The sequence below is a fragment of the Vogesella lacus genome, assembly GCF_979366295.1.
Window position 1 is genome coordinate 78,149 of the sequence record NZ_CEETQT010000013.1, and the last position, 12,007, is coordinate 90,155.

Genomic DNA, 12,007 nt, shown 5'->3' on the forward strand with positions numbered 1-12,007 from the left:
GCATGGCGGGCGTACATTATCTGTATCTGCATGGTTTCCAGTCCGGCCCGCAGTCGCTGAAGGCGCAGGAAACGCGTGAATTCCTGTTGCGTTGCGGCCAACCTTGCGAGTTTTCGGCACCGCAGTTGTCGCCGTATCCGGCCACGGCCATCAGGCAGTTGCGCCAGCTGATCGCCGAAATAACCGGGCCGGTCGTGCTGATCGGCAGCTCGCTGGGCGGTTTTTATGCGACGGCACTGGCCGAAGCTTTTTCCCTGCCGGCGGTGCTGATCAATCCGGCGGTGTACCCGGAGCGCGAGCTTGCCAACTTCCTCGGGCCCTTGCATAACCCGTATACCGGCGAAGACTATGTGCTGGGGCGCGAGCATATGGCCGAGCTGGTGGCGATACGCCCGGCCAGTATCACGGCTTCACTGTATTGGCTGATAGTCGGTACTGAAGACGAGGTACTGGATTGGCGCGAAGCAGTCGACTACTACGGCGGTGCCAGCCAGACCATTCTGGAAGGTGATGACCACCGGCTGAAAGGTTGGCCGCAATGCCTGCCGGGCTTGCTGGCTATCGCCGCGCGTCAGCCTGCGGCTCTGGCGTGAGCCTGACCCAGCGCCGCGATCAGGGCGGGCAGATTGACCGGTTTGGACAGAAAGTCATCCATGCCGGCAGCAAGGCAGGCCTGACGGTCGTCCTCGAATGCATTGGCGGTCAGTGCCACGATCATCGGCTGGCGTGACAGCGTTAGCCCGCGAATGGCGCGCGTGGCCGCGAGGCCGTCCATTTCGGGCATCTGCATGTCCATCAGGATCAGATCCGGCAGCGAATGTCGGCAAGCATTCACCGCTTCCGCGCCATTGGCGGCCAGTGTGATGTGGACGATGCCGAGCTTCTCCAGCATTTTCACGATCAGCTTCTGATTCAGCGGATTGTCCTCGGCCACCAGCAAGTGCAGGCTTTGCAGTGCACTGTCGGCCACGCTGAAGTCGGCGGTGCCTTCAACGGTATCCGGTATGCAGCTGGCCAGTTGCAGGCGCAGGGTAAAGCGGCTGCCTTCGCCCAAGCGGCTTTCAACCGCAATATCACCGCCCATCATCACCGCCAGCTGGCGGCAAATGGCGAGGCCCATGCCGGTGCCGCCGTGGCTGCGGGTGCTGCTGTTGTCCGCCATGCTGAAATGGTGAAACAGCGTGCTTTGCTGTTGCGGGCTGATGCCGGGCCCCTGATCTTCCACGACCACCTCGAGCAGCACATCCTCGCGCCCCAGCCGCTCGGCCTTGACTTGTACGTGGATCTCGCCGCTGTCGCTGAACTTGACGGCATTGGACAGCAGATTGCTGATGATCTGGCGCAGGCGGTCGCGATCGGTAAGCACCCACGGCAGATGGACAGGCTTGTCCAGCCACAGGCTCAGCCCCTTGCTGTTGGCTTGCAGGCGGTAGGCGGTGCAGACACCGTCGAGCAGGCCGGCCAGATTGACCTTTTCGCTTTGCAGCTGCATCGCACCGTTTTCCAGCGTACTCAGATCCAGCAGATCGGAAATCAGTGCCAGCATGGCATCGGCACTATCGCGCAGCGAGCGCAGCAATTCTTGCTGGGCGGCTGACAGCGGCGTCAGCGACAGCAGCTCGGCCATGCCCATGATGCCGTTCATCGGCGTGCGCAGCTCGTGGCTCATCACCGCCAGAAAGCGGGTCTTGGCGCGCTCTCCGGCCTGGGCGAGTTCCAGCGCGGCGGCCAACTCTTGCGTGCGGGTGTTTACCTTGTCTTCCAGCGTGTGCGCCCACTGGCTCAGCTGGGTATTGGCCTCGTAGAGTTCGCGGCTTTTGTCCTCCAGCAGGCGTTCGGCGGCTTCTCTGGCTTCGCGTTCGCGTTCGACGCGTTTTTGCAGGCGTGCCAGTTGCTGTTCAAGCTCGTTCATGCGCGGTCCAGTATGAATCTGACCTGACGGCCGTCCTTGTCCAGCCACTCCTGACGCAGGGTGATAGCCTGGCTTTCGCCATAGTGGCCGAGTGCCCCGTCCATCAGGCCGGTGGCCAGTGCGGACAGGCAGCGCGGCGAGTGATAGATAATGCTCAGATGCTGGTTGCTGTGATGTTCGATCTGGAAGGCAGGCAGCTCGGCATCCGGATAAAGCTTGCGCACTTCGCTGTGGATAACTTTTTCGATGCTGGCAACCAGCGAAATGGTGCCATCCGCCTGGTCGATAAAGGCGGGGTATAAGGCAGCAAAGCGGCCAAACAGATAGTGGCCGAAGGCATGCAGCAGCGCGGGCGTCGCCATGCCGCTACGGCGTGACAAGGCGGTTACCATGGCGGCCATCTCGTCAAACGGATAGGTGCCGACGGCGGTATAGGCACCGCCGTGCGGCAACTGGGCATCGTCGATGATGTCATCGGCCATGTCTTCGGAAAAAGTCTGCCTGACCATGCCGAGAAATTCGGTGAAAACAATACCTTTCATATGCTTCCTTTGACTGGTCGGGTTTCAGAACAGGCTGTTGCTGGGCGCTGCATTTCATTCGTGCAATAGTTCAGATATAGCCCAGACGACAGATATCCGTTTGGCAAATAACTGATCAGGTAATGGAGTGGAATATGGCTGAGGCAATCCGTTTTGACCGCGTCGGTGGCCCCGATGTGCTGCAACTGCAATCCCTGACCCTGGGTGAGCCGGCCGCCGGCCAGGTACGCATCCGCCACACCGCCATCGGGGTGAATTTCATTGATACTTATCACCGCAGCGGCCTATACCCGTTGCCGCTGCCAGCCGGCCTGGGGCTGGAGGCAGCCGGGGTGATCGAGGCGGTTGGCGAGGGGGTCGAGCACCTGCAGGTGGGCGACCGTGTCGCCTATGCCGGTGGCGCGCCGGGGGCTTACAGTTCGGCGCGCATCATGTCGGCGGCACCGCTGGTCAAGCTGCCGGACAGTATTGCTGATGAAGTCGCCGCCTGCGTGATGCTGCAAGGCATGACTGTCGAATACCTGACCCAGCGTACCTATGCGGTACAGCCGGGGCAGACCGTGTTGTGGCACGCTGCCGCCGGCGGTGTCGGCCAGATTGCCGTGCAGTGGCTGTCGGCGATGGGCGTCAAGGTGATCGGCACGGTAGGCAGTGCCGAAAAGGCCGCACTGGCGCGCGAGCTGGGTTGTGCGCTGGTGATCAACTATCGCGAAGAAGATGTGGTGGCGAGGGTGCGCGAGTTCACCAATGGTGCTGGTGTGCCGGTGGTGTATGACTCGGTGGGCAAGGATACCTTTGGTATCTCGCTGGATTGCCTGGCACCGCGCGGCATGATGGTCAGCTTTGGCAACGCTTCGGGCGCGGTACCGGCTTTCGAGCCCTTGCTGCTGTCGCAAAAAGGCTCGCTGCTGTTTACCCGTCCGCGTCTGGCTGATTACACCGGCACCCGTGCCGAGCTGGAGGCCAGCGCCGCTGCGCTGTTTGCGCGTATTGCGGCTGGCGATATCAAGGTGCAGCCATCGGCGCGCTATGCGCTGGCCGATGCGGCGAGCGCGCACGCCGATCTGGAAGCACGGCGCACCAGCGGCTCTGTCATCCTGCTGCCCTGATAAGGCAAAACCCTGATCCTGCACGGCGCCGACTGGTCGTAAGGCCGGTACTGTCTGTGTCGGCACACCCGGGCTCGGGGGGCTTTGCCAGTCTGCTGATGGCAGTAAGACCGCAATGAAAAAAGCCGGCGTAATGCCGGCTTTTTATCAGGCAGAGCCGCTAACAAAATCCCGGGCAGGCATGGCCTTGCGGGGCTTGGTTAGCGGCTCTTATTGTTCGTCGTCTTCCGGCTGCAGGGCCTTGTTCTGCAGCTGATCCTGCTGCTGGCGCCAGCGCTGGTGATGCTTGGGCTGCTTGCGTGGCGGAAAGTCCGGCACGCTGGCATCCATGAAGGGACGGGGCTGCAGGCTTTGCTGCGGCCAACGTAGCAGTTGTCTGCGCAAAACCTTCGCTTGTTCCGGAGTCAGCTCACCACGCTCTACCGCTTCCTTCAGCCGCAACTCGCGTAACTTGAGTTGGGCGCTGGTGTCGCGACTGAGTTCACCTGGCATATCATGCTTGTGAATCGGGTCTGCGGCAGCGGGAAGTGCCATTAGTGTGCCGAAAATAAGAATTATGATTCTCATGGCGATATTGTAGCCTGCTACAACTTTTGTTGCAGCAGGCGTAAGCTGGTTTTACAGGTCTTTGCCGCCGGTGGATTCTTTCTGCTGCAGGTGCGGTGGCAGGCGCTTTTCACCCTTCATCTTGTGATGACCCATGCCAGCCAGATCCTCTGGCCATTTGTCGCGCTTCGCACCCTTGTCGGCGTTGTTGATCAGTTCCTTGGTGCGAGCCTGCAGGCGTTCGTGAATCTGCTGCATCTGTTTCATCGCGTCTTCACGCTCTTTTTTCAGGATGGCCAGCTCGGCGTCAGTCAGTGCGCCCGACATCACGGCATCACGGTAGCTTTTCATTTCGGCACGCATCTGCTCGCGCATTTGCGGGTTCATCTGTTTGCCACCATCATGACCGCCACCAAAGGCAAAGGCGGACATAGAAGTAGCAGCTACGGTAGCAGCCAGCAGGGTGAGGGCAACGGCTTTCGGCTTCAACATGATCAGCTCCTTATTCTTGGCAACAGTGCCTTGGGCGATGTTTGCATCGTAAGCCCCTTTTATTGCCAGGGTTTTGCTGGCGGGGCGTCAACTGTTAAAGGCTGTTAAGGTTGGCCGCGCGCTTCATCTGCCTTCACATGCAGGCTGACGGGCGGCAGTTCAGGCGTTACGCTAGGCATATCTCGGCAAAGGATGATGAAGATGGAACCGCAAAAGATTCTGGTAGTAGATGACGATGTACGCCTGCGCGAGCTGCTGCAGCGCTATCTGAGCCAGCAGGGCTGGACAGTGGAGACGCTGCCTGATGCCCGCGATATCGATCGCAAGCTGGCCCGCAACCGCCCGGATCTGGTGGTGCTGGACGTAATGATGCCGGGCGAAGACGGCCTGGCAGTGGTGCGCCGCCTGCGCGCCCAGGGCGAGCAGATTCCGGTGATCATGCTGACTGCGCGCGGCGAGGACATCGACCGCATTCTCGGCCTCGAGATGGGCGCCGACGACTATCTGCCCAAGCCGTTCAACCCGCGCGAGTTGCTGGCGCGCATCCAGTCGGTATTGCGCCGCCATGCCCACACTCCGGCAGTCACTGCGGCCAACGATGATATCGAGGACATTCCTTTCGGCAATTGCGTGCTGCATCCTTCGCGCCGCGAGCTGACCCGCGACGGCCAGATGTTGCCGTTGACCACTGCCGAATACGCGGTGCTGCTGGCGCTGGCCACCCACCCGCGTCGCCCGCTGACGCGCGAACAGCTGATGGAGCTGGCGCTGGGCAAGGGCGGCGGCGAGTCGCAGGACCGCAGCATCGACGTGCATGTGTCGCGCCTGCGCAAGCTGATTGAAGACGGTGAAGGCGCGCCGCGCTATCTGCAGACAGTGTGGGGCTACGGCTATGTCTTCGTGCCGGACGGCAAGGCCCGCGAAGCATGATGAAGTCGTGGTTGCGGCGGCTGCCGCCGCTGCGGGACACGCTGTTCATCCGCCTGGCGCTGTTGGTGATCATGGCGGTGCTGGCCAGTCAGATCTTCACGCTGTGGCTGACCATCAAGCAGAAAAACGAGCTGTTGTCGCGCCAGCTGTACGCACAGGTGCTGGACACACTGGCCAATTACGAAGGCGTGCTCGACACCATCCACATCAGCCAGCGCGACCAGTTTCTGTTCGACAGCAATCAGCCCGGCATGCCGCGGCTGCTGCCCTTGTCGGCGATTCACGATTACAGCGAGCTGTTGCCGCCGACCGCGCAATCGCTGCGCGCGCGGCTGAGCGAGGTGATCGGCGAGGACATCCAGGCCGTCATCGTCAACGATGGCCAGCGCGAGCTGTGGATGCGCGTGCCGATGCTCGATCGTTACTACTGGCTGGCGGTGCCGCTGCATCGCTACCTGCCGCCCGAAGTGCGGCCAACCTTGCAGGCTGCCGGCCTGGTGGCGCTGCTGTCGGTACTGGCGGCTTTTGCGCTGGCCTGGCGTACTACGTTGCCGCTGTCGCGACTGGCACAGGCCACGCGCGAGCTGGAATCCGGCCGCACGCCGGGCCAGTTGATCAGCAGCGGCCCGAGCGAGGTGCGCGAATTGACCGAACGCTTCAACCAGATGACCCAGGCGCTGGAAAAGGCCGCCGGCGAGCGCCGGCTGATGCTGGCCGGCCTGTCGCATGATTTGCGCACGCCGCTGACGCGGCTGAAACTGTCGATCGAGATGGAAGACGATCTGGCTGACAAGGACGGCATGCTCAGCGATATCGACGATCTGTCGCGCATCATCGGCCAGTTCATCGACTTTGCCCGCAGCGAGGAAAAATGCTCGCTGCTGCCGCTGGCACTCGATGAAATCGCCAGCAATGTGCTGGAGAAATTCGCCCGCGGCGGCATGACGGTAGACAGCGAGTTGGCCGCAGCGCAGATCAAGGGTGATGCGCTGGGCCTGCAAAGGCTGATCGGCAATCTGCTGGAAAACGCGCGGCGTTACGGCGCGGCCCCGTTTGCGCTGAAGCTGGCGTGCGAGGGCAATCAGGCCGTGCTGCGCGTCTGCGACCAAGGCCAGGGCATTCCGCCCGAGCTGCAGCAGGCGGCGCTGGCGCCTTTCGAGCGGCTGAATACCCATCGTGGCGGTGATGGCGGCAGCGGTCTGGGCCTCGCCATCGTGTCGCGCATCGTGCAGCTGCACGGCGGCAAGTTGTCGTTCGAGCTGCCCGAGGCCGGCGGCTTTGCCGTGGTGATCCGCTTCCCGCTGGTGATCCGTTAAGTAGCGTGTGTAACAGACAAAACGCCCCGCAATGCGGGGCGTTTTTCATATTGGTGGCCGGCTGTTTATTCGGCGGCCTTGTCTACCTTGCAGGTATTGATGCCGAAAATCGCATATGGCGGGCACCAGCCGGCGAGGCCGGTCAGCAGCGGCACGATGCCCAACAACGCCCACGGGTTGGCCGGGCCGATAAAGGCCAGGCTGGTAATCGCGAGGCCGGCGACAATGCGGATTACACGTTCGGTATTGCCGATATTGCGTTTCATGAGGCGACTCCTGTGTTGGTCATTATTAATATTATACTAATACATAAATTGATATCGGGTAAGACAATCTGCCCGTGACGCCATGCTTTTGCGCCTTTACACTGCCGCGTCCGCCCTTTGGTGATAGCTGTCATGCTCAAAACCTTGCGATTTTCCGTTTGTGCCCGTCTGCGTCTGGCCAGCCGCGTGGCGCTCAGCGTGCGTCTGGTCAAGCCGGCGCGCATCCATCTGGGCCGCCGCAATCGCATCTGGCATGCGGCGCAGCTGGATGCCGGCAGCGGTCGGGGCATTTTTCTGGCCGACGATGTCACCATCAATAGCCAGGCCATCATCCAGAGCGGCAAGGGCGAGGTGCGTATCGGTGCGCGCAGCGAGGTCAACAACTTCTGCGTGATCAACGGCACCGGCGGCGTGCACATCGGCGAGGACGTGCTGATCGGCCCCGGCGTGCGCCTCATCTCTTACCACCATTGCCATGACGATCTGGCCACGCCTATCCGCCAGCAGCCAACCGAAGGCCGGCCGATCCGCATCGGCAACAATGTCTGGATCGGTGCCAATGCGGTGATACTTGGCGGCGTCAGCATTGCCGACGGTGCCATCATCGCTGCCGGTGCGGTGGTGAATCGTGATGTCGCGGCCAACGTTATCGTCGGTGGCGTGCCGGCACGGCAGCTGAAAGTGCGCGAATGACTTGCCGTGCAGGGCGGGGCTGCTAGGCTGAAAGCCTGACGACATCTGGGGATGCACCATGGATACCAGTCATCACGATCTCACCGCACTGTTTGCCCAGCTGGGGCTGGATAGCCAGCCGGCCGCCATCCGCGCCTTCATTGCCAGCCATCCGCTGCCGCCCGATACCGATATTGCCCATGCGCCGTTCTGGAATACCGCCCAGGCCACCTTTCTGCATCAGGCGCTGATAGAAGACGCCGACTGGGCCGAACAGGTCGACCAGCTGGCCGGCCTGCTGCAACAGCCGGCCAGAAGCGGCTGACTGCAACAAGATCGCCACGCAAGTTACTGATTCCGCTATACTTCCGCCCCTTGCACACCACCACCCACGCAGGAAGTATTCATGAGTCTGTTGCCGCATCAGGTCGAGCTGCTGTCCCCCGCCAAAACTGCCGAAATCGGCCGTGAAGCCATCCTGCATGGCGCTGATGCCGTGTATATCGGCGGCCCGAGCTTTGGCGCGCGCCACAATGCCTGTAATAGCGTGGAAGACATCGCCGAGCTGGTGAAATTTGCCCACCGCTATCACGCGCGCATTTTCACCACGCTCAACACCATCCTGCACGACGCCGAACTCGACGCCGCGCGCAAGCTGATCTGGCAACTGTACGACGCCGGCGTGGACGCGCTGATCGTGCAGGACATGGCCATGCTGCAGATGGACCTGCCGCCGATCCAGCTGCACGCCTCGACCCAGTGCGACATCCGCACGCCGGAGAAAGCGCGCTTTTTGTCCGACGCCGGCTTCAGCCAGATCGTGCTGGCGCGCGAGCTGACCATTCCGCAAATCGCCAAGATCTCGCAAGTGGTGGCCGAAGGCCATGACCCGGCCGCCATCGAATACTTCATCCACGGTGCGCTGTGCGTGGCCTTCTCCGGCCAGTGCTATATCAGCCACGCCGACACCGGTCGCAGCGCCAACCGTGGCGACTGCTCGCAGGCCTGTAGACTGCCGTACACGCTGACCGACGAAAAAGGCGGCGTGGTGGCCTTCGACAAACACCTGTTGTCGATGAAGGACAACAACCAGAGCAGCAACCTCGAAGCGCTGCTCGACGCCGGCGTACGCTCGCTTAAGATCGAAGGCCGCTACAAGGACGTGAGCTATGTGAAGAACATCACCGCCCACTACCGCCTGCTGCTGGACGAAATCTTCGAGCGCCGCCCGGAGCTGGCCCCAGCCGCCAGCGGCAGCAGCGAAATTTTCTTCACGCCCGATCCGGACAAAACCTTCCATCGCGGCGCCACCGATTACTTTGCCACCGGCCGCAAGATCGACATCGGCGCGTTTGACTCGCCGAAATTCGTCGGCGTGCAGCTGGGCACCGTACACAAGGTCGGCGACGGCTGGGTCGAGATTGCCACCCCCGAGCAAATGGCCAACGGCGACGGCATCAACTTCATGAAAAAGCGTGAGGTGATCGGCATGCAGCTCAACACCGTCAAGCAGATCGGCCATGTGCCGGGTGGCGAGTTGCTGTGGCACTGCGTCCCGAACGACCCGGCCCTGCTGGCTGGCCTCAAGCCCGGCACCGACATCAGCCGCAACCGCGACCATGCGTGGGAGCTGGCGCTGTTGAAAAAATCCGCCGAACGCCGCATCGGCGTATGGGCCACGCTGGCCGACTCGGCTGATGGCCTGTCGCTGACCCTGACCGATGCTGACGGCTGTAGCGCGACGGTTGCGGCCAAGCTCGCGCTGGAGCCGGCCAAGGACGCCGCGCGCGCCGAAAGCAGCTTGCGCGATTCTGTCGCCAAGCTCGGCAACACCCTGTTCTTTGCCCACGATGTTCAGCTCAATCTGGCGCAGCCGTGGTTCGTGCCGGCTTCGGTCATCAACGGCCTGCGCCGCGAAGCGGTAGAACAGCTCGAAGCCGCCAGGTTGGCCGCATGGGTACGTCCGCAGCGCAAGGCCGAGGTACAACCCGCGCCGGTCTTCCCGGAAGAGAACCTCAGCTACCTCGCCAACGTCTACAACGCGCAGGCGTGGGACTTCTACAAGAAACACGGCGTGGAAGTCATCGAACCGGCCTACGAGGCGCATCAGGAAGAAGGCGAAGTCAGCCTGATGATTACCAAGCACTGCCTGCGCTTCTCCTACAACCTGTGCCCGAAACAGGCCAAGGGCGTGAAAGGCGTGATGGGCCAGGTACGCGCCGACCCGATGATCCTCAAATCCGGCGACGAAACCTACACGCTGAAATTCGAATGCCGCCCGTGCGAAATGCACGTGATGGGCAAGATGAAGAAGCACATCCTGAAGTCCGCGCCGCCTTCCGAGATTCCGGCGACGGCGCCGATTACCTTCTTCAAGCAGCGGCCACAGTCGTGAGTTGAAGGGGATGTGGCCATCGTTGGCCGCAAGATTTATGACATAAAGCAAGGGCAAGCCAGATGGCTTGCCCTTTTGTCATTGTTAATTGATACAATCAAGAAATGCCGAGTGAATTGAAATTTGTATATTATGACAATTTGTTCTGCACAAAATAATTTTCAGACTAGGCGGTCTCAGAAACCAAGGAGAAAGCAATGAGGAACACTATTATTTTTGGTAATGGTATCGGAATGGCGCTTGATCCGATTCATTTCAATTTGACTAGAGCACTAGAGTGCGTGTGGGGCAGTGGTGTTCTGGGTAATGATGCGAAAGATCTAATTTCGAATTGCATTCCTGATCGACACGGAAACCCTCCAAAATATGAAGATGACTTGGATAGACTTCACTTAGCGATATCTGCATGCACATTTTTAGGAGGAATGGGAGATAAAAGCGGAATTCACTGGTTAACTCCACATGGGTTAGATTTTCCTACTGCATGTAAAAATTACATTAATAGAGTTGCACTTGAATTACATCAAAGCGGGAATACCCTTCCGGCACATTTTACTAAAGCATTAATAGAATATATAAAAAATTCAAAAAGTCATATTGGCACATTGAATTATGATAAATTACTTTATCAGGAATTTGTTGATTCAGGAGTTTTAAGTGGTTATTCGGGTACCTTAGTGGATGGGTGTTTAGACGCAGGATTCCAAGAGGAAAATTTGGAGAGGCGATATGGTAAAGATTTCGGATACTATATGCACTTGCATGGCTCACCTTTGTTTTATGATTTTGATGGCAAAATATTAAAATATCGTAGATGTGATGAAATAGACCACATGAACCCTGGCCTTAAACATATCGTTCTCACCCACATCAAGCATAAACCTTCAGTCATTGATTCATCAAAAATATTATCCACATATTGGAAGTATTTGAGCAAGTCAATATTGGAATCAAAATCTGTCATCTTGTTCGGTTATTCTGGTTGTGACAATCACCTAAATTCCATGCTTAGCAACTTTCAAAGCAAGAATTTTTACATTATAGAATGGGAGGGGGCTGGAAATGAGGATAATAGAAAACGCTACTGGGAAAATAAATTAGGTATCCATTTCAGCCTTATTAGGCTGCCTAATATTCTATCATTTACAGATTGGGACTCACTGAAATAACCTGATTTTTCTAAGCAAGGTAGCTTGGGCTGAGCCTGTGAAGCCCAACGTTCACCGCGATTCATCATGACCAAGGTTGGCCGCATGCCGTAAGGTTTTGCGGCCAACGTCGTTTTGGGTTTGGTATCCGCTGCGCGGATGATTGTTTTGATGCCGGTTCCGCCCGGCATGACGGGCAGGGGGCTTGCCGCCGCCCCCTTGCATCCCGGCTCGCCCGCCGCTGCTCGAAACCCCGAGCAATCTGCTGCACCACGGGCGCCGCCAAACTCGTGGCTCGCTAACGGCTCGCCACTCGGACAAGCGGCGGCTTAAACCCCGTGGCACAGCAGCTTGCCCGGCTCGCGCTAACGGGCAAGGGTGGCGTCGTACAGGGTTAGGCTTGTGGCCAACGTTGGCCGCAGGCTCGGAAACCTCAATGAATACCCAGTGTGGTCGGTCGCGGCCATGCCCCTTTAGCGGCGCGCCGGCAGGCAGTCGGCCGGCAAGGTTTTAAGCGGCCGCCTGTTTGAGTCGGGCGACGTTAGCGCCCGATGTAATGACCCACTAAAAACCTGCACAGGTCATAATTCACACAGGAGCACGTGATGAGCATGACCATGGAAGACGATATCAAACGCTGGACCGCCAAGCGCAAAGCCGCGCTGGTGATGGAGATCAT

At 59.4% G+C, this 12,007-nt stretch carries 13 protein-coding genes; 8 read left to right on the top strand and 5 right to left on the bottom strand.

Translation table 11 applies throughout. From position 1 onward, the window contains the following. The first annotated feature begins 2 nt into the window (after positions 1-2). On the top strand, positions 3-593 hold the full coding sequence (locus tag ACZ9W6_RS16060) for a YqiA/YcfP family alpha/beta fold hydrolase (protein ID WP_465192189.1): 591 nt from the start codon (positions 3-5) through the stop codon (positions 591-593). On the opposite strand, the gene ACZ9W6_RS16065 is transcribed toward ACZ9W6_RS16060, so the two are convergent. Together ACZ9W6_RS16065 and ACZ9W6_RS16070 are read right to left on the bottom strand one after the other, a co-directional pair. After that, positions 572-1,912 (bottom strand): ATP-binding protein, encoded by a 1,341-nt coding sequence (locus ACZ9W6_RS16065; protein WP_465192190.1) that lies wholly within the window; start codon positions 1,910-1,912, stop codon positions 572-574. The genes ACZ9W6_RS16060 and ACZ9W6_RS16065 overlap by 22 nt on opposite strands. Next, on the bottom strand, positions 1,909-2,454 hold the full coding sequence (locus ACZ9W6_RS16070; protein WP_465192191.1) for a heme NO-binding domain-containing protein: 546 nt from the start codon (positions 2,452-2,454) through the stop codon (positions 1,909-1,911). Before ACZ9W6_RS16070 ends, ACZ9W6_RS16065 begins: the two co-directional genes overlap by 4 nt. A gap of 134 nt (positions 2,455-2,588) precedes the next feature. On the opposite strand from ACZ9W6_RS16070, the gene ACZ9W6_RS16075 reads away from it, so the two are divergent. Continuing rightward, complete coding sequence (locus tag ACZ9W6_RS16075) at positions 2,589-3,563, top strand: quinone oxidoreductase family protein (RefSeq protein WP_465192192.1); 975 nt, start codon at positions 2,589-2,591, stop codon at positions 3,561-3,563. Positions 3,564-3,773: 210 nt separating this feature from the next. Here the strand turns inward: ACZ9W6_RS16075 and ACZ9W6_RS16080 are convergent, their stop codons facing one another. Both ACZ9W6_RS16080 and ACZ9W6_RS16085 read right to left on the bottom strand, forming a co-directional pair. Then, a complete protein-coding gene (locus ACZ9W6_RS16080; protein WP_465192193.1) occupies positions 3,774-4,055 on the bottom strand; it encodes a hypothetical protein in 282 nt (93 codons plus the stop codon). Positions 4,056-4,181: 126 nt separating this feature from the next. Continuing rightward, positions 4,182-4,601: a hypothetical protein gene (locus ACZ9W6_RS16085; protein WP_465192194.1), complete on the bottom strand. Its 420-nt coding sequence runs from the start codon at positions 4,599-4,601 to the stop codon at positions 4,182-4,184. 201 nt (positions 4,602-4,802) lie between these two features. On the opposite strand from ACZ9W6_RS16085, the gene ompR reads away from it, so the two are divergent. Together ompR and ACZ9W6_RS16095 are read left to right on the top strand one after the other, a co-directional pair. Beyond that, on the top strand, positions 4,803-5,531 hold the full coding sequence (gene ompR, locus ACZ9W6_RS16090; protein ID WP_465192195.1) for an osmolarity response regulator transcription factor OmpR: 729 nt from the start codon (positions 4,803-4,805) through the stop codon (positions 5,529-5,531). Beyond that, positions 5,528-6,847 (top strand): ATP-binding protein, encoded by a 1,320-nt coding sequence (locus tag ACZ9W6_RS16095; RefSeq protein ID WP_465192197.1) that lies wholly within the window; start codon positions 5,528-5,530, stop codon positions 6,845-6,847. Before ompR ends, ACZ9W6_RS16095 begins: the two co-directional genes overlap by 4 nt. 65 nt (positions 6,848-6,912) lie before the next feature. Here ACZ9W6_RS16095 and ACZ9W6_RS16100 read toward each other — a convergent pair whose 3' ends face one another. Further along, positions 6,913-7,113: a YgaP family membrane protein gene (locus ACZ9W6_RS16100; protein ID WP_465192198.1), complete on the bottom strand. Its 201-nt coding sequence runs from the start codon at positions 7,111-7,113 to the stop codon at positions 6,913-6,915. Positions 7,114-7,245: 132 nt separating this feature from the next. Here ACZ9W6_RS16100 and ACZ9W6_RS16105 point away from each other — a divergent pair, with 132 nt between their 5' ends. The 4 genes from ACZ9W6_RS16105 (at position 7,246) to ACZ9W6_RS16120 (ending at position 11,349) form a co-directional block, all read left to right on the top strand. Further along, the gene (locus tag ACZ9W6_RS16105) at positions 7,246-7,806 is read left to right on the top strand and encodes an acyltransferase (protein WP_465192199.1); all 561 of its coding nucleotides are present in this window, start codon (positions 7,246-7,248) and stop codon (positions 7,804-7,806) included. 58 nt (positions 7,807-7,864) lie between these two features. After that, on the top strand, positions 7,865-8,110 hold the full coding sequence (locus ACZ9W6_RS16110) for a DUF2789 domain-containing protein (RefSeq protein ID WP_465192200.1): 246 nt from the start codon (positions 7,865-7,867) through the stop codon (positions 8,108-8,110). 81 nt (positions 8,111-8,191) lie between these two features. Next, a complete protein-coding gene (locus tag ACZ9W6_RS16115; protein WP_465192201.1) occupies positions 8,192-10,180 on the top strand; it encodes a peptidase U32 family protein in 1,989 nt (662 codons plus the stop codon). Positions 10,181-10,377: 197 nt separating this feature from the next. After that, positions 10,378-11,349, top strand: a complete 972-nt coding sequence (locus ACZ9W6_RS16120) for an SIR2 family protein (protein ID WP_465192202.1) — start codon at positions 10,378-10,380, stop codon at positions 11,347-11,349. The last annotated feature ends 658 nt before the right edge of the window (positions 11,350-12,007 follow it).